Raw genomic sequence first — 26,038 nt, 5'->3', positions numbered from 1 at the left:
AAAGGAGGAAATAAAATGGCTAAATTAATCGAATTCCCTAATAACTACGTAAATGATATGGTGGGCAAAGCAGTAATCAGCATAGATGGTCCTGGACAGAGTGAAAAAGACCCTGCAAGATATGGAAAAATCATCGCTGGAACTTCTAATTTTTTTGGTGACTTTTGGGAAGTGCAATGGGATAATGGTAGTCAAGAACTTTACTCTAAAAGAACTATCAAACACATTAATGACCTTTATGGAATCGGAGTGTATTATCAATAATGACTGTGCTAAATAAAATTATGGGTGTAGATGAAGCCTCCGAGTTATGGGGGCTTTCACCCGGTTATATAAAAAATCTCTGCGCTAACGACAAAATTGAATGTAAAAAGATAGGCAAGACCTGGATAATATCAAAAGATCAGCCGAACCCTAAAAAATTATAAAATTATTCAGGGATTCCGTGTGATTTGATATTTGTAATTTCGAATGCGACTTCTTCTGTCATTCTTTCAACATCTTTGCTGTACATGAAAAATCCTGGTAATTTCTCTGCATTCTCGTACATATCAGACAGCTTCTGACTAAGTCTTTTAAGTTCTCCTTTTATTAGTTTTGTGTTAACGTCCTCATAAAAAGCCTGCACATCACCCAACTCAAAGTAACCGCTTCGTATTATTTTCTTAGCGCCCATACCGTCGGTCGTTCCTTCAAACACTATCTCGTATTCATCGTTTATTACCACTTTAACGGAATTTTCTTTGCGATTTACATACGCTTTTAAAGAGCCTTTCGAAATAACGTCCTTAGTTACACCGCGCATGATAAGCAACCTTCCTGACCCGTATCTTTAGTGCGCGCATAATAAAGCGTCTTGATTCCCTTGTGGTGTGCGTACAGGTCAATCCGATTCAGATCACGCGTCGTCATCGTATCTTTTAAGAACAACGTAAATGAGATGCCTTGATCGACGTGTTGCTGAATCGTTGCGATCATATCGACCACTTTAAACATATCCATATCGTACGCTTCTTTATAGAAGAACCAGTTTTGCGGCGATAAGCCCGGCATTGGATAATACGTCTTTGAGTTCCCGTAAGTCCGCTCTTCGATGCGCTCCATAATCGGCATGACCGAAGCCGTAGCCGACTGCACATACGAAATAGATCCGTTAGGCGCAATCGCAAGTCTATAGGCGTGGTAGAGTCCGTGCAGACTTACGTTATCGCGTAAGACTTCCCATTCGAGTGGCGTCGGAATTATGATGTCTTTAAACAACGCGCACACTTTATCCGTTTTTGGTCGGTAATCACCTTCGAAATACTTCTCGAAATACTCTCCGCTTGCATACGTTGATCCCTCGTATCCCTCAAACGTCGTACCCGTTTCCTGCGCCAATTCATTCGAACGTACCAACGTCCAATAGTTAACCGTCGCGAAGAATACGTTAGCAAAGTCCCGCGCTTCTTCCGATTCATATGCGATACCATTTTGCGCTAGATAGCCGTGTAGATTCATCGCGCCGAGTCCGATAGACCGCATCTCTCGGTTAGCCTTTGCGACGGCTGGCGCATTCTTGATATTCGTAGATTCCGAAACTACCGTAAGCGCATCGACGGCTAGTTTGACGGCGTTTTCGATGGAACCGCCCGCCATTACATTCGCGATATTAAGAGAGCCTAGATTGCACGAAATATCTAGGCCGATGTCGTCCGGTTCGCCGTAGTCGGTGTATTCCGAGACGGTCGAAGCCTGAAGCACTTCTGACCTTTTATTCGACGAATGACGCAACTCACTCGCCCGTTCTCTTATGAACTGCTTACGATTACTCGCAAGAGTAGACTATATCATCGACCATTAAGGTCGCCCGCCGTTTCCACCGCCATATGCTTGCGGCGTACTCTACTCCCTTCCGCGTTGTGCGTGGTTTCGATAGTCGTTCGGCATTTACTTCGTCGCAGGTTTTTGACTTACTTATCCAGTTCGTTTATAATTCGGGTAGTTAGGTGAGTTTAGGCGGTATAAAACCGTCGTAACTCCTATGCCGAATAGTTTGCCGTACTCAGTAGAGCTTCTATAGATTTCGCCGTCTATCTCTACCGGCTTACTATTCGCTTTTCTTGTTGCTTCGATCATTGCTTCCGTTTTAGGAACACCAAACATAGGATTTCTGCTGCCGCTTGAGTTACGGCTCTTTAATTTTCTTATTCTCTCTTTTTCCGGATGGCAAGTGAACGTATCTCCGCCGATTGAAGTTCCTTTTAAGTTATAAAACTCTTTACTACCAACCGCGTCAAACATATCAATGTAGTATTCTTCAATTTCACGCAGCTCTTCCTCTGAATCAGCTTCGTCTATAATAATCCGATAGAAATTATCTCTTCCGTATTTCTTTATTGCTCTCTTTAAGTAGACCCCACTTCCGAGATACTTTTCCCACGAATTTATTCTTGTATAAACACACTTACCTATATATCTCATGTTGTTCTTTTTGTTAACCGTTATATAAATGAATCCATAACGTATGTCCTACCGCTCCCTTTCTCCTGCGACGAAGATTTAGCACGGTATTGTCTTTTAAAAGAGTTTCACCGTTTAGGCGGGTTTGCTACGACCATTACTGATCGAAGGTGCTACAGTTAACACAAGTTAGAAAATTTAACGCGGCTGATATGGTTCAGCGCATGCTCTCGGTTAACGTTGTCTTGAAACATCAAGTACGGATACCCCGACTCTGAACGCAGAACGGCCATCTTTTCGAGTAGCTGGCGCGGGTTAATACGTTCCTTCCGCACCGCCGGATTATTCACGAGTTCATCGTACATTGCGCCGATATCCATTTCGTCTAAATGCGTGCCGTACGCCTTATAGACCGTATGCGGATAGAAAACGTAAGCCGGTCGGTCTTCTCGCGCTAGTTCGATGAATTTGTCGGGCACCACAACGCCAATCGATAACGTTTTGACTCGGACGTCTTCATCTGCCGAGATTTTCTTCGTATCTAGGAAATCGTTTATGTCCGCGTGGAATACGTTTAGATACGCTGCACCTGCGCCCTGCCGCTGGCCCATTTGATCCGCATATCTGAACGCATTGTCGAGTAGCTTCATAACGCCGACTACGCCTTTAGTCGCCCCAGCAACGTCCTTTATCGACTCACCTTTTGCGCGAATCTTCGAGAGGCTAAGCGAAACGCCTCCGCCTGACTTCGATAGCTGCATCGAAATGTCGATTGCGCGTGAAATATCGTTCAGCGAATCGTTAACTTCGAGCAGAAAGCACGACACCATCTCGCCTCTGCGTTTGCGTCCGGCATTCAGAAACGTAGGCGTCGCCGGCTGATATTCCTGGCGAATCATTAGTTTCGCAAACTCGATCGCCTTCTGACCGTCGCCTTTTCCGAAGTACAACGCGCAGCAAGCGATACGGTCTTCGTAGCGTTCGAGTATCTTTTTGCGGTCGTTAGTTTTCAACGCATAGTCATTATAGAATTTAAATGCGCTCATAAACGAAGGGAATCGGAACTTGGCGGCGTATGCCGTTTTATAGACCGCCTTGATTTCCTCGAAAGTGTAAGCGTCTAGGAACTCGGTTTCGTAGTAATCGTTGTCGCGTAGATAGTCGAGCTTTTCTTTTAAATCGTGGAAAAATACGGTGTTTTGATTTACGTAGTCGATAAAATAAGCACGGACGGCTTCTGCGTCTTTCTCAAACTGAAACCGTCCGTCTTTTTGAATCATAATTTCGTTATTTAACTCTATGTGTCGCTTCAAAGCGCCTTCACCCTTTCCGTAAATAATCGTACGTCCTCTTCCGTCCCTGCTAATTCGAATTTGCCGATCACCGGCACGTCATAAAGCATCGCAATAACGTCGGCAGCCGCGCCAAATCCGTCTCCCCACGCACGATTTCCCGACGCAGCCACCCCGACCATCAAGTCGCCACTATCCTTAAGCCACTCGCTTACCGTTGCGGGCGGCTGACCGAAGTCGTAAGTCGGCGTTACGAGCACGAACGGTTCCTCTACGACCTCGCCCGTCTTGATTTCGCGTGCCTGACCGCCTAGTTCGGTCTTAGCGATGAACCGCCGGACGTTGCCCGTCAGCGAGTAGAAATATACGTTCACGGCTGAACTCCGGTCGCGTACGCTAATAAAACCGCAGTAGGAATGATCAGCAAGACGAGGCCGGCGATTTTCGTCGTGATTTCTTCGTATGATTTCGCCTTCATTCCGCCCACAAATATGATGAGAATTGCGAGACTGAATAACGCAATGTACGTACTCATTCGTCTCCACCTTCCGATTCATCTAGCGTAGAAAGTTCGGATTCTAGTTTGCACACCTTTTCATACGCGTGACTAACCTCTCTTTCTAAGTCTTCAATTTCGCTTTTTCCGACTTCGATCATTTCGTAAATTTCGAAAAGTTCCGTCTCAATCTCTTCTCTCGTTCTCATCTGCGCCCACCTCTCCGTTCAATTTCCGCTTCTAATTCCGCAATTCTAGCAGCCGTCCGGTCACGCTCGATTTCCGTTTCAATCCGTTTAGAATAGAGTCGACTTAGACGGTATTCATGATCGATCAGATCGACCTCTAATCGGCGCTTCATATCGGTCAAGTTTACGAGTGGAACGCTATACATTTCCGCGTACTCGACCGCACTAACTTTACGTTTCTCAGCCGCTTTGATGTCGTCGCCATACCGTTCTTTAACGGCATCTATCGTCTCTTTTGAGTACGAGAAGAATGCGTTAGCAAACTCGGCTTCTTCAGGCGTAATGATCGCCGTTTTGTCCGCTTCTTTTTGCCGAAACTGATTGACTAGCGCGACAGACGCGTTTATCAAATTATCGTATGACTCCTGCGATATAGTAACGTTAGGCGTATCTTCCATCGTCATTTACCTCCGATCGTGTCAAGGATTTCTTTGATTGCGTAGTATTCCGGATTTAACGCTTGCATGATACCGCTGAACAACGCGATCATTCCGAAGATCACAGCTAAAATTGTAACGATGATTATTACGATAAATATCATACCGGCTCCAGCCTCTCGCAGCTTATAGTAAATCGTCTTCTCTTCTCCCCACGAAGGACATTCGCCTTTTGCGATAATAAGGTAATTCAAACGGAGTAGTACAGCAAAACCCGCCAACAAGATCGCTCCTACAATTATGTTAATTATTCCGAAGACGTAACTCTGATTAACGAGCACCCCGTAAACATGTTCCGCCGCCACTCCGAGCTTTGCGGCTAATTTGTCGATGTAAGCCATCGCTTTATCCATTTGCGCCCGCCTCCTTCGTCAGATTGTCGTCAATACGTTCGGTGATTTTCGTTACGTAGAAGATCGTATAGCCTTCGCCTCTTAACGAGTTAATCATAGATTCAACGTCATACTCGTCGCCACATCTCAGAACCTTCGCGTCTTTGTAATCGAAGCCTTCCGTTTTACCTGCGATAAGAAAATAGCCGTTTTCCATCTATTTCGCCTCCTTTTCTACGTTCTCGATCGCTTTCTGAACCGCCAATCCGTTAAGTAGGTGCGTAAATTCAATCGCGTTCTTATGGTCGCCTGTATAGTGGTTATACATGACTCCGAGAGCTGCGTTTGCAGCCGTAAAGAATGCCGTTAAGTCGACGTTCTTTAGTTCCGCAATAAAATGCTCGGATTCTTCGTTAAAAATTTCCCCTAATGCGCCTGTAATTTTGATTACGTATTCTTCGTGTTTATCCATCCGTAACGCCTCCTATATTTTCATTTCTAACGTAAGGTCATGGCCGCGTTTCTTTAACTCACGATTCAAATTCCGTACATGACTCCGTAATTGCATCTTCGCAATGTTCCAGGCGATCTTATGCGGAAATATACGCTGCCACGAAAAGTACGTGCGGTCGTAGAAGCCGATCGAGGCCGGCTCGCCTTTCTTCCATGCGGAGAAATTTAGCGTGACCGTCCATTTCGTTGCGTAGCTCGACATATCAACGTAGTGCTGTTCGTCAATCCACTTACGACCACTTCCGTTAGCGACGTTAATCTCTACGCGCATCTAGCCCGCCCCTTTCGGTTTCTCAAGTACGCCTTCATCGATCAGCCACGCAAGCCCAATCGCAGCTGCATCCGATTCATCGAAGTTGGCGAAGGTTCCGTCGTAGCCTGTTATCCGTCTCACACCCGCCTCCACTTCGTCCTTTTCTGCGTTGCCCGATCCGGCGACCAACGACTTAACGCGCGTCGCGGATATGCCGAGATCTTCCGTCTTTTTGCCCGGCTTCTTGTATTTATCGAACGTCAGCCCGAATCGTGACGTCGCTCGCTCACAAGCATTCCAAGCGCTGAGTACCGGATAGTTAGACCGTGACGTCTTGCCCGCAAAGTCTTCGCGAACCACGTAATCAAAGCCGGCGGTTCCGACGTGCTTATCGAGAAACAGCATCGCCCATCCTTCGATAACCTCCGCTCGGTGCGCATGCGATCGGCTCGTATTCGGCTTGACGTGGCTTAGCGCCTTGATGATCGGCTTACCCTTACGTACTTCTATGATCGAGACGCCCGGACATGTCATCGACGTGTCGAACGCAAGGCATCGGATAGGCTTGGCGGCGGTCAATTTACTACCTTCCAAGAATAGGCGGACCCCTTTTTCACTTCTTCTAAGGTAATTTCGCCGAGATCCACGTCTTTTAAGAACTTAAATAAATCGCTCATGAATATCTCCCGTCGTATATTCTGCGACTCATCTTCGATAACAAGTCCGGCACTTGATCGCGTAGAGAACCAATCGACGACTTTAAAATTTCCGGTCTCTCGTTTTTTATCGCGTTCGATCAATTCGAGGACATTCCCGCAATGGTGGTGTCTAAAGTGCGGGCTTTGAACTTCCTTATCACATTCGCTGCAATAAAAAATCTTGATTTTCCCGGCCATCAAACCGCCTCCCCTTCTCGTACTCTCTCGATAAATGCAAGCGCCTCTGCGTACTGCTGCTTCGTACTTGCGTATGCTCCCGATTTACGCATCTGCGCCACTTTGCCGCGAATCACCGTCATTTCATCGTCGGTCAGCGACTTGGCAATCGCAGTCTTAAAGTTGTTAAACGTCCATGCTCCGAGGTCTAGCTCCGGCGGCTCGCCCGCATCGACAGCATTTCGGATATCTACGAATCTATCAAGAATCGCGTCGATGTCATGCGGCTTGATTTCGAGGCCAAATGCTCGGATGTCCGGCGTCTTCTCGAACTCGCCTTCCGGATATACCCACGATTTCTTGGACGCATTGACGTATAGAATGACGTAGTAATCAACGCCGTACATCGGTCCGTAAGTCACGCATTGTGCGACGTGCTTCGGGTCCGGCTCTCGCATCGAGTGTAAAGACGTCCTAGCTGCGGACGTTTGCTTCGACTTGATTTCTAGTCCGACCCGTAGGATTTCGCCGTCTGCCGTCACATAGCGAAGAATACCGTCGCAAGTCCCGTATAGGTAGAACGTTTGCCCGCCGCGCTGGATCTTATGATTACGTTTGGCAAAGTCTTCGAATACCGGCGTTCCGTCTTCGTTGCGTTCGAAGTCAAACGGACATACACGACCGGTCTTTTTGCCGAAGTGCTTCGCCATGAATAGGATATCGCGCTGGATCATGTCGCCGATCGCCGTTCCCAGACGCGTCCAACGTCCTTGATATGGCGGCTTTGATTCGACGTCCTTCGGGTCATTCAACGCCTTGTGGTAAAGTTCGCGCGGACATGCGTTTGCTGCCGATGGCGAAAAGTACGGGCGCTTCGGAAATACGTTTGGCGCTTCCGAATACCATCGGTGTATATCCGCATCTAGTTGGTTATCCCACGTCTCGGGCAGCGAGTGCCATTCGTTAAGATACGATACGAGTTCATCCGCGATTGATTGCGCAAATGATGGCTCGGGAGAACCGCCGTTACTAAGTAATTGAGCCGCTAATTTTCGTTTGTCTGTCGTCAATTAATCACGTCCCTTCATATTGCGCTCGATGATAGAGCCGATCTTTAACGACATCGCTTCGTTATCCCTCAACGCTTGGTAAATACGCAGCAGATCCGCTTTAGATAGGGCAACCATTTGAACCTCCCAAACCATGGCGTGCTTAGGAACGAATTTCAACGGCCTATCCGGCGCCTCCATAACAACGTTCATAAAGTCGTTATATTCACCGGATACCTGTGGTAAGTATCTACGGAAAACTTCGATCGTTGCCTCTACGTCATTTAACGCGCGGTGATGTCCGTCTAGCGAAATTCCGTTTCGCTTGGTCACGTCTTTTAATGACGCTGATAACTCCGGCTCTACAAAACGCGCCATAGCTCTCGTACAGTAGAAACGTTCAGGCTCGATGTCGCCGCGACTAATGAACGAAAGATCAAACGGTGCATTCTGCGCAACAACGACAGCGTCTCCGATGAAGTTTTTTAAATCGTCCAGCGCGTCCCATTCTTCCGGAGCATCTTCGAGGTCTTCTTCTGTAATTCCGGTTAAATTCGTAATAAATTCCGGTAGATCGCGACCTTCTTCTAATGCGACCATCGTATGAAAACGGCTTACCTCTTCGAATTCACGCACCCGACCGCCAAGTCGAATTTTAATTGCGCCAATTTCGATAATCTGATCCTTTTTATGATCGAGTCCCGTCGTTTCTAAATCGAGCACTACGTATGTTTGTGGAATCACTAAATCTCCTCCTTATTTTTAAACCATTCGTCTAAGGGGACGCCTTCTCCCCATTTGCGCATAACTTCGATATCAGTTCCGTTAGGCACAACGTCTCCCCAACGATACGAGTTAAGCATAATATTGCGAATATCTTGCGCTTCTTCTCGGGTAAAATCTTCCGGAACTTCGAAAATCAACTCGTCATGTACCGATGACCACAATTTCCATCCCGGCTTGTTTTCGCAATACTCATGCGCCTTAATCATCGTAACTTTCGTTTGAATAGACGATGAACCTTGAACACGTGCGTTGGTCGCCTGACGTAAGGCTCGGTTAATACTCGAATTGTGCTTTCGAGCAGCGTCGTATTTAGGATCGTTCCACTTTCCGAATGGAATGTTTTTTCTTGGCAGTTTTGCGTCGGGAAGTCTGCGTTTACGAGCTTTTAAATCCGCCCATACGTATCCATTTTCGCGAACGAATACTTCGTTTTCTTTTAGCCACGCAGAGAGCTTCGGCATACTTCCGAATAGCTCTTCCTTAAACGCCGTAGCGTCGCTCTTAGAAGTACCGATCATGTCTGCGAGAGAATAGTCGCTCATACCGTATAGCGTCGCCAGCCACACAACCTTCATCTGTTTTCTCTCTTTCGTGTCGGAACCGTCGGGATTCTTATATACTTCCGCATACGGCCTTTTATAAAAGTTAGACGCCATCGTTGCGTACGGGTCGAGATTTCTCAAAAACGCGTCAATTAGAACGGGTTCTTCTGACAAGTATGCCACGCATCTAATTTCCTGAGCTTTGAAGTCGGCACCTACTAGAACTTTTCCTTTCGGAGGTATAAACATAGGTCGCGCTTCCGGCGGTTGGTTCTGCACATTGAACCCCTGCTGAGTCTTATCTTCTTCGTCCTTACCGGAGCTGAATCTCCCTGTCACGGTCCCCATTGGGTTGAATCGCGAGTGCCAACGTTTAGTTGTAGGGTTTTGCTTAGTTGGTAGAGTATCGATATATGTTCCACTCAACTTGCTGATTTTACGGTATTCCAAGAGCTTCGCAATGATATCGTGACTATCTTTTAACGGTTTCAGCGTTTTCTTCGCATCCATATTAGGAAGTTCTTTGCCGATCGATTTCGAGAGTGCGGGGCGCATTTGATGAGTCGAATTTAGATTTATCTGTTCGTCTCCTTCATGAAACGGCATCAACTCTGCGACTAATTCTTCCCGTAATTCTTCGGCACGTTGGTGCAACTTTTCTCCGTATTCCTTAGCGAAGTCCAAGTCGAGTACATATCCGTTGGCTTCTAAGGATACGATTACATATAGCAACGGTACTTCCACGGTTTCGTAGTATTCTAAGACCGTCGGCATTTGCGCCATATGTTTTCGCTGGAATTCGTAAAGTCTCCAAGTTAACTCCGTATCCTTCGCAGCATAAACTAGCGCTATATCTACAGGAACTTCTCTAAATTGCGCATTCTTTCCGAATAGACTGTCGTAGGTGTCCGACGGCGTTTTTAGGTATTTAGGCGCCAAGTCTTTTAGCTTAAACGATCCAGCGCCGTCGGTACTTCGATCACTTTCGTTCTCATTAAGAATATGCATCGCAGTCATCGTATCCCACACGACGCCTTTGAGGTCATGACCATGTCTTCGTAGCATTGCGATATCGAATATGGCGTTGTGCAGGACCTTTCCTATCTCATCGTCGTTAAATACGACCGCTAATTCGCTGAGTACGTATTCTCGACTAAGCTGTTCGCAATCAACGTGATCAATCGGTATATACACATGTCGGTCAGATCGCGGCAATGTCAACGAGATTCCCACGATGACGTCCGTGTACACATCTACGCCAGTTGTCTCCGTATCAACTGCGATTACTTCTTCGTTCCTAAGCTCGGTCAGTAGAGTCGAAAGGTCGTTTTTGGACGTAATAAGTTCGTAGTTGGCGGGCGTTTCCTCAACCATCTTACGTAACTTATCTTCGCGGTTCTGCGCCTGCACCGTTTTCCAAAGACGCAGCGCTTCCGCCTTGCTGAATTTCTTCGGCTTGCCGGCTTTATTAACGCAGTCAGAAGGATCGCGCGCCAACCGGCCGTCCTCCATAGCCGCCTTGACTTCGTTTAATTTCTGCCGGTCCGAATCGCTAAGTTTGCTTGCGTAGATGCGACGCCATGCATCCTCGATTGGCTCGACGGCATTGGCCGCTTGCTTACGTTTGGCAACGTCGGCAGCCGACGCCGCCTTGCCCACATTTACGTTTAGTTTTAACGGCTTGATTTCCACGTCGCGTCCTCCTTTCTTCGTTAAAAGTCGATGCTATCCGTCCACTTCCGCTTATGAACCGTCTCGTTATCCATATAAAACTCCGACCAGCAGTCGCCGTCGCAACAATACTCATCGTATAGTGAGTCGTAGATGGCGCACTGGCCTTCGTTAATGGGCGCTTGGCAGGCGGCGCATTTAGCTGCGGTCAAAACGTGCCTCGACCGGAGTGATTAGCGTAACTCGGCCTTTATTTAAATAATACTCGTTCTTAAATCCGACGCTATCGGTTGCTGCTATACGGACCTGATAGCTTAATAACTGTCCTTCGGAAACTTCTCCGATCCCCGAATTCCCGAACCAATTCGTATCATCATACGCAACAATATCGCCGACTTTGTACTCGCCAACTCTGCGTCCGATCTTCGCCCATTTCGCTTCGACAGAACGTTTATCTTCCGCTTCTCTGACGGCCGTGACTTCGGCTTCAGTTGCGTGGACTAGATCGGATTCTCTCGCCCAAACATAGCCGCCGGCGCTTTTTCCAATAACAACGTCGCATTTAAAAGGAAGTGTAGTTTCGTCGTCCTCCGTTATTTTAACGAAATCCCCCTTAGTAACCGCGTCTTGACCTGAATCATCGACCACCTTCGCATAATCACCGACTTTTAGGCGTGTATGCTTCTTGCGGAATAGTGTGTAGACGTCGCTATAGTAAAGGTATTTTTCATCGACGTCGTCAACTAAGTAAAATTCACCGATCGTCGCATCGCACCAGCTACCGTCCGCACATAAGACTAAATCGCCTACCTTCGCGTCCCCCTCAACGCGTTCATACTCAGAACCTTCATACGAAACTTTCGTGATTTCACCGTTTTTCATATCGATCGTCTTTACGCCTTTTAATGCCGCCATCGTTTCGTCCTCCTTTTATTGACCGTCCGACCCGGTAAGGTCAAACCGCCTCCGCTTCGTTTTCAATCGCCGCCAAGAAATCGCGATCCAAATTAAGTTTTAGTTCGGTCCATTCCCGCTTACCTTCGTTTCGCTTCGGCATCCAATAATCCGTAATGCCTCGGCACTCAAACATGTACGCCTTAGTCACGTCAGCTTCGATCAGGACGCCGATAAAATAGTCCGTGTCGGCTTTCGTGTACGCCATCCCCGTATTCTTGCGTCCACTAACTGTCAGATAGCCGCGGGAGTCCATCCGATCACGAATCGTCTTTACTTGAAACCGCTTGATAGCGCCACTAAACGGATCGGCTGCGAGAATATCATACGGCTCTTCAGTTTCCGGTTTGCTGACGCCTGACCAGCCGGCCGCCATTAAGGCAGCTCGGGCGATCATTTCGGCGAACTTGCCGATCGTTTCTTCTTTGTGCGCCATCTATTCGTCCTCCTTCGGGATGTGTTCCGAAATAATAGTGCCGATGTTCTCCGCAATATCTGACGTACAAACTCCAATCCGATCAATACTGTCTATCGTTGACTCGTTATAATTCCATTCGAGATTATGGTAAACTACGTCGCTATCAATCTCGACGAGGGCCGCGGATAACACGATCAATTCCGCCAACGAAACTTCTACGGTGACCTTTTTCGATAAATCTAACGTCTGCGCTTCCGTTTTAATTTCTCGCATCTTTACGCCCTCCTTAAAATGGCAAGTCTTCGGCTGGTAGTTCGTCGTCTGCTGGCGTTTGGTTCGGTAGCACGCTTTTGTCGATGCCGCCGACCGCCTCGCTCAATAGCGTGACAATGTCGTCCTTTTCGCGGAAATTAGCGAGTTCCTCAAAGCCGAAGTCTGCGCCAATGAACGCTTTTGCTGCTTCGACTACATCGTCTTCTACGTCGCCCGATTCGAGTGAGTACGTCTTATCGACTTGCTTAAAGAACGCCGCTTCCCCTACGATGGAGTATTCCGGATTCTTCGTCGCTTTCTGCATCGTTTTCTCGATCTTATCGTAGTCAGCGATCAGGCTATCCGCATGGAACTCCGCGATGTCAATGACACGGTACGTTTTATATTGCGGATCATAAACCGGAATCATGAAGAACATCTTACGTTTTGCACCGGCTTTGCACGATAAACACTCGTCTTTTCCAGCTCGCAGGTAATTAGCTAATTCGGAAGCCTGAACGACTCCTTTTGGCGAGTGAGAGCACGTATGCTTGCGGAAATTGTGGTCGTAGCCGCGCCCATTATACGTCTTGTCTTCGTGTACAAAATAGATAAACCAATCGTCCGGAGACCCTAACAATACGAGAGTACGGCCGTCTTTATTGATCTCGCCATGTCTGCCGAGTTTTACATAACGCGTGACACCTTCCGGAAACTCACTTTCTCCACTCGCTGCTTTATCACGTGCCTCTGATCGTTGTTTAAGAATATCTCTAATGCTCATCCGATTACCTCCGTTAATTTGTTTTAGGGTTTGACCCTCGCAAAACACCGGTATCTGCGCCCGAGACGCCGCCAGCGCACGGCATAGCGACGCGACAGTTTTACTTAACGAACGCCCCGGTATTCTCCGAGCGTCGGCGGTCATTCGCCGCCTTTATTCCGTCTTTCTTCGCGCACAATCGACCAATACATGCCACTGATAATGAAGGTCGAGATACTGCCGACGAATGAAAAATACATTAGAAAGTCGTCAAACATATAGATCACCGAATTTAGAAATCGCATTAATGTCGGATTCCAATTTTTCTTCGCGTGATTTAAGTGCTGCGTACTCGGCCTCTTCAGCGCTGAGCTTCTCGTTAATCGCATCGATCGTCTTCGGCGCCTTAGCCTTAGCGAGATTGACTTTTAAATGCGCAATATCTAGGTTCTTCTCCGCGATTGCGATCTTCAGCGCGCGCAATGAACGGTTTTTGTTTTTGACGATCGTATTTGATTTACGTTTAATTGCGTCTTTAAGCTCTTCCGGCAATGACTTCGTTTGACTCGTCGTTAATGGTTCAGGCATCTCGTAAACAGTAACGATTAAGTCACCGTCCAGAATTATACGAGTACGTGATTTAATATGATCGCGTACTTCGCAGTTTTTTCCTTGCTTGTTCTGCGTTGTACCGACGTTCGCAGCCGTTTGCATAAGCTGCTGTAAGCGTGATTTTGCGTTACGTCGCTCGTACCCTAAACGTTCAACAGCTCGGTCTTCTGCGTGCTTAGATACTCGGTATTGTTTCATCCGACGCGCACCGCCTTGATCGTAGTTGGTCGGTAAAAGTCAGCCGGATCATCTTCGCGGTTTAGTGAACCTTCGTAGAGTAATTCCGTTAATTTTTGGATGTTTACTACAGGTGGGAAATCGTTTGTAGGTTGTTTCATAGTACGTTAGTCTCCTTTTCAATTAGGTTAAACGTACTAGACGGAGGGTTGTTCGCATGGTGTTCGCTTGAAATTCGATTCTCAATCGATTATCATTAAAATACGTAGCGAAGCCCTCGTGCCTAGATACGTGATTATGCTGTTAGTTCGCGCTGGCAGTGTAAACGGAAACGACGGATGAACTTGCGATGTGCTTCGAAATTTCCTCCTAAACGTTGCGTCAACAACGTGGAGATTTCGGTCATATTCGTACATCCTTCGCTCCAACATCTAAGTATTAATTCTTTGCGAAGATCGCCTTGCGTCAACAGGGCGGTCTTTTCTTTTAGTAAAACTTCGCCTTCGACGTCCGTCAAAACGTCTTGAGGCTCCCACGAGACATTACCGTCATCTCGCATTCCTTCTATAGATAAAGCCGCTTCTTTTCGTGAAGCCTTCAGATACTTATTTCGTTCCCTTACGATAATGCGCTGGATCAACGCTTTCTTATCGCGACCATTCCCTTCATATCGTTCCAGCCAGTAACCTATCGCTAGTAAGGTCCGCTGCTCGAACGACGTTTGGTCGGGGACTAAGTGTGCGATTCGTTGCGATTCTCTTTGAACATACGGAATCGCTCCGTAATCTGCGGCCATCTGAAGTCTATTAAATTTTTCTTTATTCAAGTTTTTTCTCCTCCCGTCCCTTACACTTATACAGTCGCATATGGTCTGTTAGTTTCGGGACATTTGATATAAAGTTTTTTATATTTTTTCTTCCATGACCATATATTAGCATCTGAGGAGGAGAAGTTTGTGGTTTTTGGATAATCTTAGTTTTTTAGACTTTTCCGAAAAATATCATAAAAAAAGACAAAAGAAAAAGGCCAACTGGCCCGTTCTTTTATCCGCCTACTTTTATTGCGCTTGTCTGTATCGGTGTGTTTTCATCCGCTAAATCTTTTGTTGATCCTTCGGTATTAAGAAGCGAAAGAACTAATGCCCCTAAAACAAAACCCGTTAATAAAATCTTTTTCATAAACAACAGCTCCCTTAGTTTTTAATTTAATCGACTTTAAAGCATTAACCTGATCAGGGTCTACTCCAACAATACGTAGGGTTTCCGCTGCGAGTGATGCGAAGAAGAAATTCATCTCTTTGTGGAAATGGCTAAATGCTCTATATATATCGCCCAATTCCCTCCCCTTAACATAGTTAAAGTATACTATAAAATCCTCATCACCTCCTAGAAGTAATCTGTCTGTAAATTTAGTTAGATCAGGTAAATTTCCGCCGTTGAGAAAATCAAAAAGTGTCTTCACGAAATTTAAGTTATTCATCGCTTCTGTTATTAAAACATCTTCATTTGTCATTCTTGCGTAATCTACACTTTTAATTAAAAAATCGATACATGCTTCTCTATCTTCGTATAAACTACTCATACCTAAATAGTAATAACCGTCAGATATATGCTTGTTGTTGAGTCCGGTTTCAACAAGGACCTTTGCATGTTCTTGACATAACTCTAAATCATTTAAATGTAAATATGCTGGCGCTAATAATTCTGATAAACGATAAGAGAATGATTCTCTGAAAAACGCCCTTCTTTTCCCGATCTTTTTTACCGAGTTATTTATATCATTAGCCACCCTTGCCATTCCTAGAAAATCACCTTCATAATAAAGAGAAACGCAGATATAAATATCTTTTAACACTGCAAGGTCTTTGGAACTTGATACTTTTTGTTTTTTTACATTCTTGCATAATTCATTGAAATTGATTCTATCAGTCATAAAATTCAGTAAAAGACTGTACATCTCAATGAATTGCTTCACACCAGGTTCTTCTTTGTTTTTTTCGAGAAGCATCCCTAATAACTCTGAATCTCTCTTTAACGCAGCGTACTCAAATGCTTGTTTAATCCACTCAGGTGACTCGATTTTCATACACCAATCGCGCATTATTTCGTGATATTGTTCTTTATAGAAAAACTTTGAAAGTGTCACTAAGTGCTTAAAACCAATAGACCCGCTGTCAGCGAACTCATATAGTACGTCTTGGTTAATTCCAGTTTTTGTGGAAATACATGATATACTTAAGTCGTATTTTTCTCTGAGGTTGATAAAATCATCTTTAATTGACTGCATAATACACACCCCTTATAGACTTGCGCCTTCTCTCTGTTTATAATATAACATATATGCACACTTTTGTGTGCGGGAATTTAAGGAAAAGGAGATTTTTTTTATGATTAGTTATGAACCGCTTAGGACTTACCTGGCTGAAAGAGGATTAACAACTGGAATTCTAAGGGATAAAGTCATTCATAGGAACCTTGTAACAAAGATTAACGAGGACAAGCCTGTTAGTTTATCAACTATAGAAGCTGTTTGCCTCGAATTGAACGTGCCTATCGAAAAGGTTGTCCGTATTCTTCCAAATCCGCCCGAATGACGGCGGTTATGTGATATAATTTCCTTCGTAAAGCACGCGCATTAGTGCGTGGATTGAAATGCTTTGCGGAGGTGTTTATCTCGCAGTATTCGGTCGTATCTTGCCGGATAAAGGAGCTGTGCTATAAACGCGGCTACACGCTTACCCAACTCGCAGATATGGTCGGAATCTCTAAAACGCACCTTTCCGATTATATTTCGCTAAGGAACATTCCTAACGTTGAAATGGCGTATTCCATAGCGCGCTGCCTCGACTGCCCGGTCGAAGCCTTATATGATTGGCGTCCTTTATCCGGTAGCAACACGGAGGGTTAAGACAACCTCCGCCGACCGGAAGTTCGTATATTCCCGAACCTTACGTTAATACTTTCCGCCTCCGCACGATCAACAACTCGCTTAAGAGCGCCCTCACCTTCCGCTATTAATAATTCATTCGCATCCTTAAATCCTTCCGTTATATAACCGTGCGCAAGCCTGACTTTGCCGCGCATCTTTAGCTCGACCTCCTTCCGAAGTTTTGTTCCGGCTTCGTCATTGTCCGTAATTACTATTAAATATTCGATCGGCGACTGCGCAATTATTTCCGCCTTTCGGTCGGAAAATTTACTGCCGCCTGTCGCAATGCCGCAAAAGCCCACCGTACGCCACGAAAGCGCATCGATTTCAGCCTCGGCAAGCACCGCTGTTTTAGCGCGATCAGCATATACGGTTTCTATTCCGTAGATTAATTCACGGATCGGCCAGCCGCCTTTCGCGTACCAAAACGCTTTATTGCGCGTTGATCGGTATTTTACGTTTGCCAGACGATTGTTAGGCAACCGCCACGGAATCACGGCAGTTTTTCCGATCAAGCCTACGCCTGCTTCGCGCTGGACGTCTTCGCTTATTCCGCGGTTAGTTAAGTAAGCATTCGGGCCGATTTTAACGTCGGTCAGTAAACTTTCGGCTAATGGCCGACTAGGCTCAACGATTTTCAAACGTGGAATGCGGAGTTTTAGGCGTGTATCACCTTCGCCAGTACCATTGGTCTCGACGAGGTAAGAAGCCGTCTCTTCCTCGGTTTCTTCACGCAAGAATGCGAGCAGTTTAATGAATCCGCCACGTTCGCCCGTGCCGCTGTCTCCGAAATAACCGGCCTTGGCTGTCGCTGTGTCCTCGTAATAAACGTAAAAGCTAGGAGTACGGTCGTCACGAAACGGGCTTGCCGCCGTTAAACGGTCAGCGTGCCACGTTGGACGATCCCATTCAAAAAGTTCTAATTCTTCGCGTATGTCGACGTCTACAGCAACGCCATTTATCGTAATTATCGACATGTATATACGACTCCTTTCGTTATATTACACTAAACCAATCGACATTGTAGTCGTAATTTGTCGAAAATATTCAGAATTATTTAGTGTAATTGTTGGTACGTATTCCATTTAAAACCATATTGCTAGAAACCGAAGGCTTTTAACTCAATATCTCCGGCCGCCACTTGCTTAATTAGTCCGACTTGCGGCAGATAAACGATCTCAACGACTTCATCCTCTCCGCCATCGCGTCCCTTATTGACGCCAATCAAGCCGCGTCCTTCTCGTGCGTTCGTATCAACCGGGATCAATGCCGCGGCGTCTTGCAGTAAGGATGACGTTTTCATTACATCCTTTCGTTTCGGCAACTTAATTTCACGGCTACCAGCTTCGTCTTCGGTCGCGTCATCTTCTCCGGCTTGTGTGATAGCGAAAATTACCACGTCCATTGTTCCGGCTAGACGGCGCATCTTCTTAGAGGTATCAGCAGCCGCACCGCCTGTCGTTTTATTCGAGTTTGCCTCGTAGTCAAGGTAGTAGAAGGGGTCAATCATAACAACGTCTGCCTGCGTTTGCTCAATGTCCGCTTTAAGGTCTTTTAGCGAACGAGAATCGAAGTCTTTGTCGTCAACTGCACGCACTGTAATAGAACCGTCGATAATCGTATTTAACGTCTCGATAAAGTCCATAAAGGCCGCCTCGAATTCCTCCGATAACTTGCCCTGGCGAACTGACCTCGAATCAAATCCGGCCTCCATTTGCTGACCGTCAATTTCGGTTAAAGCGACGCCCTGATCCCCGGAAAGTGAAACGTAGATGCGAACGAGAACTTCGAACCAGCCCATCTCCATCGACCATATGAGCGTATTTGCGCCTTGAATTGCGCAGTGAATGACTTCTTCCAGCGTAATCGCCGACTTGCCGCGTCCCGATTTTCCGTAGACAACGTACATGTTCGAGCTGACATAGCCGCCGATTGCCGTATTAAGCGCCGGAAACTTGCTGTTCCATATACGAAATGACTCGCCGGACTTCCGTTTTTCGTATTCGGCACGAAATTTATCGACGTCTGTCACGACGTTTGTTCCCACTGTTTTGCGAACGCTTGTTCTCATTATACTCTGTTCCGCGACGGTTTTCAACCAATCAAATAACTCCTGCGGATTTCCACTTTCCTGCGCGCGGTTGAACCGTTGAACAAAGTCTGAGTCCGCCGTCTTGACACCGTTCGCTCCGTATTTATCATTAAATTTCGAAGCGAAATCGTTCATCACCGCAGCTTCCTTCGCCTTCTTCGCTAAGTATTCAAAGGTCGCGTCAATACTAAATTCCGGCTGGAATGTCGGCACTTCAGTCGCAACCATTTCGGCGGTCGGCGCTTGGTTTCCGTGCTTTTCCGCATATGCGCTGATGTATTCGAAGGCTGCCCGTTCGCCATCCGTTTGAAAATCTTTGCGCGTTAAGCCGTAGCGCAATAAGGCCGACGGGTCGTTCGCTTCGATTACTTTCGATAAAAGACTAGTTCCGAAACTCATCGGCGTTCAGCTCCCTCGACTGTCAATCGCGCCATAGTTTCGTCCATTTTCGCCTTAAACGTCAATTCACCCGTCTTTTCATATTGCGCTTTATACCAGTTGTAGATGTCGAGCAAATTATCGGTTTGTTCCGTTGCATCTTTACGTTCCTGTTTACGCTTTTGTACTCGGCTCATTATCGGCTTCTCTTTTGCCGCCATTTCCTCCGCCTCCGTTTCGTAGTTTATTAGATAAACAGTACTTCTAGCCGGCGGATAGTCTTCGAGGTTGAAGTCCACCAAGAAATCCTCCGCAACAAGCGCGTTAGCTAACAACGTCATGTCCGCCTCGAACGCTTCTAGCCACTCGCCGTTAATCGCGTCGTACAGGTCGTATTCTATGAAGTTAAAGACGGCCTCTTTCGACGTTTCCTCGATGTACCGCGCGCAGTCAATGTAAAAGACGCGTCCTTCGTAGCCGCCGACCGAAACTAGATCGCCAGTTTTATAGGCTGGCGTGTGGTCCGCAAATTCTAGCGCATCGAGTTTATCGAAGATGGCGAGTTTTGCTGCGCCTTCTCCGTTAGCCAACGAATCCGCAACGAGCAGGTCGCGTAGGTACTGAATTTCCGTCAATGATAAGCCGCTCATTTACAGCCGCCTCCTTTTTGATCCGCCCGCAAAGACGATTTCTCTGCACTGGTCGGCGATCCGGTCCGCCAGTCGAGCTTCTCCGAACACTTCCGGCAGGTCTGCCATTTTAATGTTCGACGTATAAACGGTCGGCATTCGGTTAGTCACGCGATAGTTGATTATCGTATGCAAATCGCCGCGAAATCCTTCCGTTACGTCTCTCATGCCTATTTCGTCCAGCACTGCGAAAGGTGCCCGTTTTGCCGCTTCTAGCGCCTCGTAATATCTTTTAGCCGCCGGCTCTGCGATTGAGTCCGGAACTCGCGGTCTATTAAACTCGTTGTATTCGTTCTGCCACGCGTTGACGTCGAGGAAATACGCCGGTCGCTGGTCGGGCTGAACGCCCCGTTTTAAGGCGCCAATGTAATGGACCGTTAAATATTCGTTTAACAGAGCCGCCGCCGTCGTCGTTTTACCGGTGCCTGATTTCGCGCTGTATAAATATAGCGATTTAATACGTTCAGCATCAGCATCGAATTGGCGGTCGAACGTCTGCGCATATACATCGGCCGCCTTGTAAGCTCCGGATTGGTCGGCACGTGCCGGCGAATTCTTAAGCGTCACTAGGCGGTAATCTTCCGCCAATCCAGCCGCGCCCGACCGTCCGCCTCCGCCATCTAAGCCGTGCAAGCCGAGGTATAGTTCGCAGTGTTTCGTACAATTAACGCCGCCGGCTTGGGCGCATTTGCTTGCGAGTAGGCATCGTGATTCATTCGTCATTCATAACCGCCTCCTTTCGATTTAGTTTTCTACGATATTGAGAACGTGAGCCTTTCCGCTATTTTTCTCAACGAAAATATAAACGACACAATTACTGCCTTCGACTACCCGAAGAGTCCCTTCCGTATAATCTAAGTACGGTTCGATGGTTGTGTGGTCGAAAATCATTCGCCCTCACCCGCTCCCGTATCGTCAATGATTACGTAACCACCGCCGGAGCCTTGTAGTGCGCTAATACTTACGGTTGAAACTGGTTTTGTAGTTCGTTGGATATCGTCATCCACGACTTTAAGAATGTAAGCATTGTGGTAATTAATAACATCACCCACACGAACCTCTGTTGGCTGCGGCACGTTTAGAAATTCCGCAGGCACTTCGAGACCTAACGCACGTCTTAACGCAATAGCCTTGCCGATGTGTGCGTTGAAGCAATCGACAGGAGCGCATTTAGCGATTCCATAAAACGCTTTGCGACTATTCGGTACTTTAGCCGTAACTTCAACGGATCTGTTTTCCGCGTTAACACTGATCTCGATATTAAACGCCTTTGATAATCGATTACGCATTTTCAGCGTTTCGACGTCCTCCTTCGCCTTCTCGATGATCTCATCCCGTTTCTGTTGGTCGGACTTCTCATGCGTACCGTGCGCCGCCTCGATATCCGCATCAAATCGTCCTTGATCGTAGCCTAGTTTATATGAACGTGTTCTTAACGTCTTCATTACGTCTTCGCTTAGCGAAACTAATTCGTCATAGTCCATTTCGTCAAGGTTCGGGATTGGCGGGTGTTCTCCGATGATGACTTCGTACTCTTCGTGGTATATGAGGCGCCCAATGTCATCATGTACCGCGTCGTCGCCACGTAATGAGCCCACACGGAGCACTGCTCCATTTTCATAGCGGGTCTCCATCACATTTACGTCCGTAATCAAAATATGCTCGCCTACGTTTGCTTTACGTTTCTCCGTCTTATAATTAGGTTGCGTCATATCAAAACATCTCCCCGTAGTTTATTTGCGACTGTTCCGCCGCCCTTTTATCGTCTTCTTCCGTCTGTTGAGCCGTCTTCTGCTTCGCGAGCAATGGCGGCAAGTGACGGTCTCGCATATACGAAAACATAAAACCGAAGTTGCAGCCCGGCCACTGAGCCGTCGGTTTCTTAGCCGCGAAGCAAGCGTCGATAAAATCCCGGACGATAGCCGCCCCATGTTCGCCGATCATCGTCTTTAAGTTCCGCGCTTCCATGCCGCGATTATTTGCGACGTATTTAATGCCGTAGACTTCGAGGTGGCGGTCGTGTAGATAGACGATGAAGTCGCGTGCCGTCCATTTTTCGATAGGCTTATTTATTTCGGGCATTCTCCCGTTCCTCCTTACGTTTTGCGTCCGGGTTATACTCGAGCTGTAATCTGCATAGACCACGCGTTGAAATGGTAACTTCTCCGTGACAACTGCTGTAATTTTCGTTCCAAGTCGTATCAATCGTTAGTAAGTCTCGATTCATTAAACGCTCAGTACCTAACGCCTTCAGTCGTTTATATTCCTCTTCGGTCGTATAGTACGTAAAGTTTCCGCCTACTCGATATGAACCTTTCACGATGTATAACGGTTTGTCGTACATTACGCATTCACCCCTTCGATTTTGATGCCGAGCGTTTCGAGCGTATACCTGATGGCGTCTTGTATATCGTGACCGGTCGCCTCGTCTCTAGCTGTGTGCAAGGCCTCTACGTAATACTCTTGTAGTGTCTCTTCCGGTGAGCCGGCGACTTTGTATCCGTTGATTAGTGCGGCAGCAAGTGTAAGTAGTCCGATCTCATAAATAACTTCGTAGCCATACCCGGCTAATTCTCTTTCTCCTTTCGAACTGAGGGTGTCTTCAATGTAAAATCTTATTATCCACTCATCACTGTAGATTTCGCGTAGAAACTCGATAGCTTCCGACTGCTCTTTCGTGATTTCCGGCTTCATTTTATCGCCTCCTTCATTCGGTCTAATATGAATCTAACGTAATCCTTAACGTGCTCCGGCGCACTGATCGCGAGTAAATGTTCGGTCGCATTCCGGTCATCAAATTCCTCCGGCATCATGTCTCGTATACGAGCGAGGTGATCTACGTATTGTTCATTCTCCGCAATAAGCCCCGCCATTGCCTGACGTAATTCTGCGATTTCTTGATCCTTCGTTTTAGTCACGATTTAACCGCCTCCTAGCCGTTTTATTTGTCGGTAGTATTAGCTCCCTCGATCGTCAATAAAGCCGCTAATTCCGTGCGAAACTCACGCACCATTTGCGCAATCTCGGATAAAGACACCGCGTCCGACGTTTTGATCCGTCGGTTCATGACGTCCAAGACAGCGCGATCAACCGTAGAATGGAACGAAACTTCTCGCCAGCGCTCGACCGGCGTTGGGTCAGCGTCAGGGTTCTCGGCTAATTTACGCGCCCAGCCCGGCGATTTGGTCGGGTCGGTAAAATAGCGCTCGATGACGATGATGTTGTGTACGTCGGATGTAAGGCGGTAGTCGGGTGATAACGGAATATTAATCGTCATGATTATCGGACTCCTTTTCGTTAGATTCGATTAAGTTCATTAAGTCCGGAAAATACGGCTCGTCGCGATTAATAACAACGTAATCATTTACTGGACGCCTTCCCTGAGCCGTCCGGTTAAGCATGATTTCGACTTGTAAGTCGTATAAATGGCGCTTTTGTTGGTCTGTTGCGTACCGAGCAATTTCGGATTTCTTTAAGACTACGTATGACATACGCTCACTCCTTTTCGTTTATTAGTCGCAATACTTTGTCGCTTAAATCAGCTACCTTTAGTTTTACGCCGTCTTTAAATTGCGCCTGAGTGCTCGGGTGTAGTTCGGTAAGTGCTTCGTATATAGTAACGAGTTCATGTTTCGTAAACATAACGCACCTCTTTTCGTTTTATTTAAAACCGTAGCAATTCGTTCGCTAACGCTCACTCTTTGCAAATAACCTTTATCGCGATAGATATATCTTTTAAATAAGTATCTGCGCGAAAGGTTTTAATTGAGCGCTATTATTTATCTAGTTATTAATGGATCTAGTTAAAAGATGGTTCTAGTTAGTGTGACGCCGAGCCGTGTGCGGGTCGGCCGTATATGAATAGACGTCACACGGCGTTTTATAACTCTTCCGTATCTCCGTCAAATATCGCGAGCTGGCTAATCGGAAGTATCGTATACCGCGCATTTTCCCACCGCTGCGACTTTCCTTCGCGTCCTTGTTTCTTAATGACGAGAGGACGATCCTGCCACCGATATTCACAAAGCGCCTTAATCCGTCTGTTTGCCGTCTCTCGGCTTACGTTTAATGCGCCGGCTATCTGTTCCTGCGTCGGGTAGCATTCCCCGTTTGCGTTCATAAACGATGATAGTACGCAAAGCGTCTGCCAACGTTCCGGTCCGATGTCCGCGATCAAGCCTTTCTTGACGGCATCGACGTACATCTTAACGAAGATACGAGTCTCGGACTTGCCGGACGTTAAGTTATATTCCGACTGAGTTTCTACGGAGACGAGTCGTTGGTGATCGTTTGTCATATAAACCTCCTCCGATATTTTCCGTTGATACTTAATCATACGAACCGTACTTGAATATCGCGCAAAATTTACGAGATTATTTTCGTTTTCATAAGTACAGTCGCATGTGGTCGGTCGATATCGGGACATTTAAAGCAAAAAAAAATAACCCGACCTTATGGCCGAGTCATCTTCTTTTAAGTTTCCGTTGTTTATTCAGTTTTTTTCTTACGGCATTGATTGCGGAATATTTATCGTGTTGTTCTGTTAAAGACCTTCCCGACAGATGAGTATATCTCATAACCATACGCAAGTCGCTATGACCTAGTAACATCTGAAGGTGTCTTATATCCCCTCCGGCTTCTAAGTACATTGTTGCGGCTGTGTGACGGAAAAGGTGCGGATGTACACGTTTCTTTATACCGACTTCCTTTGCGTATTCTACTAACCTTTTTCTAAAATGATCACGCGTTAACGGCTCTCCGTAGTTTGCGAGGAATAAATAGTCAGAATCAAAATCGGCTTTATTCTCGGTAATTAATTCGTTTAAAAGTTTCGCTGTACCAAACTCAATGGGAACGGTGCGCGCCTTCCTATTTTTAGCGATAGAAGCCGGTATATACAACGAACATCCTTTAAAGTCGAAGTTTTCAGTACGCAAACCTAACGCTTCAGAAATACGCATCATTCCGTCCAATAAAACGTTCATTAAAACGTAGTCTCTAAAATCAGCGTAATCACGTTGGTTTGGGGACGCAAATAATATCCGGAGTTCATCCTCATCTAATATAACGATCTCTTCTTCCGGCTCTCTAACGTTCTTTATACCGTACATCGGATTCGATTCAATTAAGCCTTCGTCATGGATCGTTTTAAAGAACACACGCAAAGTTTTAAGTCGAGTATTAATAGTAGACGGCGCCAAGCCTTTTGTCATATGTCGTTCTTTCTTAAATGCGTGGTCCTCGAATTTCACCCATTCATCCTTCATGTAGACGATATATCTACGAATGACGTCCCTATTTATTTCATTGATTGACCGCGCTATTTTGTGACGGTCGAGATATTCGATAAAGAAGCCGTAATTATTTTCGTATTGCTCTATCGTACCTTCAGCTCGCCCCTCCGATTTCTTTATCGCGCGAAATTGAATAAATAATACATCGAGATTGCTCGACGTTTTACGTAACGTCCGTTCTTTTTTAACACGCTTGCCCGATCTATTTGCGGACATAGTATCGCCTCCAAATCGATTAAGTCATCGAAGTGAAAACCGCTACCTTGGCGACTATACGACCGCTACCCTGCGTCATAAAACGCCTAAGTCATCGACTAAGTCAACGCAATAAAAAACGGCTAGAAACGTTGATATAACGCCTCTAACCGCCGTGGATGATTCCGACTGGGCTCGAACCAGCGACCTCTACCCTGTCAAGGTAGCGCTCTCCCAGCTGAGCTACGGAATCGGATTATGTATCAGTTCTGGGCTTTCTGTTACTGACAGTCTCTATTATATAATCATCATGATCCGTCGTCAATGGTTTTGTTGAAAAAAGGTCAAAA

The 26,038-nt window shown here is 46.4% G+C and carries 39 protein-coding genes, 1 tRNA gene and 2 pseudogenes; 4 read left to right on the top strand and 38 right to left on the bottom strand.

Going from position 1 to position 26,038, the window contains the following annotated elements; translation table 11 throughout:
- Positions 1 to 15: 15 nt before the first annotated feature.
- Both MHI33_RS06960 and MHI33_RS06955 read left to right on the top strand, forming a co-directional pair.
- On the top strand, positions 16 to 264 hold the full coding sequence (locus MHI33_RS06960) for a hypothetical protein (RefSeq protein ID WP_340910203.1): 249 nt from the start codon (positions 16 to 18) through the stop codon (positions 262 to 264).
- Positions 264 to 428, top strand: coding sequence for a helix-turn-helix domain-containing protein (locus MHI33_RS06955; protein ID WP_309415855.1), 165 nt, complete (start codon positions 264 to 266; stop codon positions 426 to 428). Before MHI33_RS06960 ends, MHI33_RS06955 begins: the two co-directional genes overlap by 1 nt.
- A 2-nt stretch (positions 429 to 430) precedes the next feature.
- Here MHI33_RS06955 and MHI33_RS06950 read toward each other — a convergent pair whose 3' ends face one another.
- The 24 genes and pseudogenes from MHI33_RS06950 to MHI33_RS06835 form a co-directional block, all read right to left on the bottom strand.
- A complete protein-coding gene (locus MHI33_RS06950; protein WP_340910197.1) occupies positions 431 to 805 on the bottom strand; it encodes a hypothetical protein in 375 nt (124 codons plus the stop codon).
- Positions 793 to 1,761, bottom strand: a pseudogene (locus MHI33_RS06945) (ribonucleoside-diphosphate reductase subunit alpha); the annotation flags it as partial. The pseudogene MHI33_RS06945 and the gene MHI33_RS06950, both read right to left, overlap by 13 nt.
- 195 nt (positions 1,762 to 1,956) lie before the next feature.
- A complete protein-coding gene (locus MHI33_RS06940; protein WP_431805510.1) occupies positions 1,957 to 2,463 on the bottom strand; it encodes a hypothetical protein in 507 nt (168 codons plus the stop codon).
- Positions 2,464 to 2,624: 161 nt separating this feature from the next.
- A pseudogene (locus tag MHI33_RS06935) lies at positions 2,625 to 3,755 on the bottom strand (ribonucleotide reductase N-terminal alpha domain-containing protein); the annotation flags it as partial.
- Positions 3,752 to 4,108: a class Ib ribonucleoside-diphosphate reductase assembly flavoprotein NrdI gene (gene nrdI, locus MHI33_RS06930; RefSeq protein WP_340910194.1), complete on the bottom strand. Its 357-nt coding sequence runs from the start codon at positions 4,106 to 4,108 to the stop codon at positions 3,752 to 3,754. The pseudogene MHI33_RS06935 and the gene nrdI, both read right to left, overlap by 4 nt.
- Positions 4,105 to 4,269 (bottom strand): hypothetical protein, encoded by a 165-nt coding sequence (locus tag MHI33_RS06925; protein WP_003213052.1) that lies wholly within the window; start codon positions 4,267 to 4,269, stop codon positions 4,105 to 4,107. Before MHI33_RS06925 ends, nrdI begins: the two co-directional genes overlap by 4 nt.
- Entirely contained in the window at positions 4,266 to 4,439 is a 174-nt protein-coding gene (locus MHI33_RS06920) for a hypothetical protein (RefSeq protein ID WP_340910189.1), read from the bottom strand. The genes MHI33_RS06925 and MHI33_RS06920 overlap by 4 nt, the downstream gene beginning before the upstream one ends.
- Positions 4,436 to 4,876, bottom strand: coding sequence for a hypothetical protein (locus MHI33_RS06915; protein WP_340910186.1), 441 nt, complete (start codon positions 4,874 to 4,876; stop codon positions 4,436 to 4,438). The genes MHI33_RS06920 and MHI33_RS06915 overlap by 4 nt, the downstream gene beginning before the upstream one ends.
- A 2-nt stretch (positions 4,877 to 4,878) precedes the next feature.
- Positions 4,879 to 5,268 carry a hypothetical protein gene (locus MHI33_RS06910; protein WP_340910183.1) on the bottom strand — a complete coding sequence of 130 codons (390 nt, stop codon included), beginning with the start codon at positions 5,266 to 5,268 and terminating at the stop codon, positions 4,879 to 4,881.
- Positions 5,261 to 5,464, bottom strand: coding sequence for a hypothetical protein (locus tag MHI33_RS06905; RefSeq protein ID WP_340910180.1), 204 nt, complete (start codon positions 5,462 to 5,464; stop codon positions 5,261 to 5,263). Before MHI33_RS06905 ends, MHI33_RS06910 begins: the two co-directional genes overlap by 8 nt.
- Entirely contained in the window at positions 5,465 to 5,719 is a 255-nt protein-coding gene (locus MHI33_RS06900) for a hypothetical protein (RefSeq protein ID WP_105926523.1), read from the bottom strand.
- 312 nt (positions 5,720 to 6,031) lie between these two features.
- Positions 6,032 to 6,607: a hypothetical protein gene (locus tag MHI33_RS06895; RefSeq protein WP_445661773.1), complete on the bottom strand. Its 576-nt coding sequence runs from the start codon at positions 6,605 to 6,607 to the stop codon at positions 6,032 to 6,034.
- Positions 6,589 to 6,909: a hypothetical protein gene (locus tag MHI33_RS06890; RefSeq protein ID WP_113755045.1), complete on the bottom strand. Its 321-nt coding sequence runs from the start codon at positions 6,907 to 6,909 to the stop codon at positions 6,589 to 6,591. Before MHI33_RS06890 ends, MHI33_RS06895 begins: the two co-directional genes overlap by 19 nt.
- Positions 6,909 to 7,958, bottom strand: coding sequence for a hypothetical protein (locus MHI33_RS06885; RefSeq protein WP_340910176.1), 1,050 nt, complete (start codon positions 7,956 to 7,958; stop codon positions 6,909 to 6,911). Before MHI33_RS06885 ends, MHI33_RS06890 begins: the two co-directional genes overlap by 1 nt.
- Positions 7,959 to 8,681: a 3'-5' exonuclease gene (locus tag MHI33_RS06880; RefSeq protein ID WP_340910173.1), complete on the bottom strand. Its 723-nt coding sequence runs from the start codon at positions 8,679 to 8,681 to the stop codon at positions 7,959 to 7,961.
- Positions 8,681 to 10,957, bottom strand: coding sequence for a DNA polymerase (locus tag MHI33_RS06875; protein WP_340910171.1), 2,277 nt, complete (start codon positions 10,955 to 10,957; stop codon positions 8,681 to 8,683). Before MHI33_RS06875 ends, MHI33_RS06880 begins: the two co-directional genes overlap by 1 nt.
- Positions 10,958 to 11,134: 177 nt before the next feature.
- A complete protein-coding gene (locus MHI33_RS06870; RefSeq protein WP_340910168.1) occupies positions 11,135 to 11,851 on the bottom strand; it encodes a hypothetical protein in 717 nt (238 codons plus the stop codon).
- A 40-nt stretch (positions 11,852 to 11,891) separates the two neighbouring features.
- On the bottom strand, positions 11,892 to 12,326 hold the full coding sequence (locus MHI33_RS06865) for a hypothetical protein (protein ID WP_340910166.1): 435 nt from the start codon (positions 12,324 to 12,326) through the stop codon (positions 11,892 to 11,894).
- Positions 12,327 to 12,581 carry a hypothetical protein gene (locus MHI33_RS06860; protein WP_113755052.1) on the bottom strand — a complete coding sequence of 85 codons (255 nt, stop codon included), beginning with the start codon at positions 12,579 to 12,581 and terminating at the stop codon, positions 12,327 to 12,329.
- Between the two features lie 13 nt (positions 12,582 to 12,594).
- Positions 12,595 to 13,344, bottom strand: a complete 750-nt coding sequence (locus MHI33_RS06855; protein WP_340910163.1) for a single-stranded DNA-binding protein — start codon at positions 13,342 to 13,344, stop codon at positions 12,595 to 12,597.
- A gap of 249 nt (positions 13,345 to 13,593) precedes the next feature.
- A complete protein-coding gene (locus MHI33_RS06850; RefSeq protein ID WP_340910160.1) occupies positions 13,594 to 14,133 on the bottom strand; it encodes a hypothetical protein in 540 nt (179 codons plus the stop codon).
- Positions 14,130 to 14,273, bottom strand: a complete 144-nt coding sequence (locus MHI33_RS06845; RefSeq protein ID WP_181462042.1) for a hypothetical protein — start codon at positions 14,271 to 14,273, stop codon at positions 14,130 to 14,132. The genes MHI33_RS06850 and MHI33_RS06845 overlap by 4 nt, the downstream gene beginning before the upstream one ends.
- A gap of 134 nt (positions 14,274 to 14,407) precedes the next feature.
- A complete protein-coding gene (locus MHI33_RS06840) occupies positions 14,408 to 14,938 on the bottom strand; it encodes a hypothetical protein (RefSeq protein WP_340910155.1) in 531 nt (176 codons plus the stop codon).
- Between the two features lie 293 nt (positions 14,939 to 15,231).
- Positions 15,232 to 16,398 carry an AimR family lysis-lysogeny pheromone receptor gene (locus MHI33_RS06835; protein ID WP_340910152.1) on the bottom strand — a complete coding sequence of 389 codons (1,167 nt, stop codon included), beginning with the start codon at positions 16,396 to 16,398 and terminating at the stop codon, positions 15,232 to 15,234.
- 100 nt (positions 16,399 to 16,498) lie between these two features.
- Between MHI33_RS06835 and MHI33_RS06830 the strand changes: the two genes are divergently transcribed.
- Positions 16,499 to 16,705 (top strand): helix-turn-helix domain-containing protein, encoded by a 207-nt coding sequence (locus MHI33_RS06830; protein ID WP_340910149.1) that lies wholly within the window; start codon positions 16,499 to 16,501, stop codon positions 16,703 to 16,705.
- A 44-nt stretch (positions 16,706 to 16,749) separates the two neighbouring features.
- The gene (locus MHI33_RS22020) at positions 16,750 to 17,019 is read left to right on the top strand and encodes a helix-turn-helix domain-containing protein (protein ID WP_445661772.1); all 270 of its coding nucleotides are present in this window, start codon (positions 16,750 to 16,752) and stop codon (positions 17,017 to 17,019) included.
- Here MHI33_RS22020 and MHI33_RS06825 read toward each other — a convergent pair.
- The 14 genes from MHI33_RS06825 to MHI33_RS06760 all read right to left on the bottom strand — a co-directional run bounded on the left by MHI33_RS06825 (position 17,016) and on the right by MHI33_RS06760 (position 25,941).
- Positions 17,016 to 18,017 (bottom strand): toprim domain-containing protein, encoded by a 1,002-nt coding sequence (locus MHI33_RS06825; protein WP_340910146.1) that lies wholly within the window; start codon positions 18,015 to 18,017, stop codon positions 17,016 to 17,018. The two genes, MHI33_RS22020 and MHI33_RS06825, sit on opposite strands and share 4 nt — an antisense overlap.
- 122 nt (positions 18,018 to 18,139) lie before the next feature.
- The gene (locus MHI33_RS06820; RefSeq protein WP_340910143.1) at positions 18,140 to 19,531 is read right to left on the bottom strand and encodes a DnaB-like helicase C-terminal domain-containing protein; all 1,392 of its coding nucleotides are present in this window, start codon (positions 19,529 to 19,531) and stop codon (positions 18,140 to 18,142) included.
- Positions 19,528 to 20,160, bottom strand: coding sequence for a hypothetical protein (locus MHI33_RS06815; RefSeq protein WP_340910141.1), 633 nt, complete (start codon positions 20,158 to 20,160; stop codon positions 19,528 to 19,530). The genes MHI33_RS06820 and MHI33_RS06815 overlap by 4 nt, the downstream gene beginning before the upstream one ends.
- Positions 20,161 to 20,922, bottom strand: a complete 762-nt coding sequence (locus tag MHI33_RS06810; RefSeq protein ID WP_003213054.1) for an ATP-binding protein — start codon at positions 20,920 to 20,922, stop codon at positions 20,161 to 20,163.
- A 164-nt stretch (positions 20,923 to 21,086) separates the two neighbouring features.
- On the bottom strand, positions 21,087 to 21,911 hold the full coding sequence (locus tag MHI33_RS06805; RefSeq protein ID WP_340910137.1) for a hypothetical protein: 825 nt from the start codon (positions 21,909 to 21,911) through the stop codon (positions 21,087 to 21,089).
- Position 21,912: 1 nt separating this feature from the next.
- The gene (locus MHI33_RS06800) at positions 21,913 to 22,281 is read right to left on the bottom strand and encodes a hypothetical protein (RefSeq protein WP_340910134.1); all 369 of its coding nucleotides are present in this window, start codon (positions 22,279 to 22,281) and stop codon (positions 21,913 to 21,915) included.
- Positions 22,265 to 22,543: a hypothetical protein gene (locus MHI33_RS06795; RefSeq protein ID WP_340910131.1), complete on the bottom strand. Its 279-nt coding sequence runs from the start codon at positions 22,541 to 22,543 to the stop codon at positions 22,265 to 22,267. The genes MHI33_RS06800 and MHI33_RS06795 overlap by 17 nt, the downstream gene beginning before the upstream one ends.
- The gene (locus tag MHI33_RS06790) at positions 22,543 to 22,893 is read right to left on the bottom strand and encodes a hypothetical protein (protein WP_340910129.1); all 351 of its coding nucleotides are present in this window, start codon (positions 22,891 to 22,893) and stop codon (positions 22,543 to 22,545) included. Before MHI33_RS06790 ends, MHI33_RS06795 begins: the two co-directional genes overlap by 1 nt.
- Complete coding sequence (locus MHI33_RS06785; protein ID WP_340910126.1) at positions 22,890 to 23,117, bottom strand: hypothetical protein; 228 nt, start codon at positions 23,115 to 23,117, stop codon at positions 22,890 to 22,892. The genes MHI33_RS06790 and MHI33_RS06785 overlap by 4 nt, the downstream gene beginning before the upstream one ends.
- A 23-nt stretch (positions 23,118 to 23,140) precedes the next feature.
- Positions 23,141 to 23,476 carry a hypothetical protein gene (locus MHI33_RS06780; protein WP_340910122.1) on the bottom strand — a complete coding sequence of 112 codons (336 nt, stop codon included), beginning with the start codon at positions 23,474 to 23,476 and terminating at the stop codon, positions 23,141 to 23,143.
- On the bottom strand, positions 23,466 to 23,690 hold the full coding sequence (locus MHI33_RS06775; protein WP_340910120.1) for a hypothetical protein: 225 nt from the start codon (positions 23,688 to 23,690) through the stop codon (positions 23,466 to 23,468). Before MHI33_RS06775 ends, MHI33_RS06780 begins: the two co-directional genes overlap by 11 nt.
- Positions 23,691 to 24,079: 389 nt before the next feature.
- Positions 24,080 to 24,376: a helix-turn-helix domain-containing protein gene (locus tag MHI33_RS06770; RefSeq protein WP_340910117.1), complete on the bottom strand. Its 297-nt coding sequence runs from the start codon at positions 24,374 to 24,376 to the stop codon at positions 24,080 to 24,082.
- Positions 24,377 to 24,662: 286 nt separating this feature from the next.
- Positions 24,663 to 25,709, bottom strand: a complete 1,047-nt coding sequence (locus MHI33_RS06765) for a tyrosine-type recombinase/integrase (RefSeq protein WP_340910115.1) — start codon at positions 25,707 to 25,709, stop codon at positions 24,663 to 24,665.
- 159 nt (positions 25,710 to 25,868) lie between these two features.
- Positions 25,869 to 25,941 (bottom strand) — tRNA-Val (locus MHI33_RS06760).
- Between the last annotated feature and the right edge of the window lie 97 nt (positions 25,942 to 26,038).

The sequence above is a fragment of the Bacillus sp. FSL K6-2971 genome (genome assembly GCF_038006405.1).
Taxonomy (GTDB): Bacteria; Bacillota; Bacilli; order Bacillales; family Bacillaceae; genus Bacillus; species Bacillus pumilus.
Note: the sequence above shows the minus strand (reverse complement) of the source record. Positions and strands in the feature narration are given on the sequence as shown.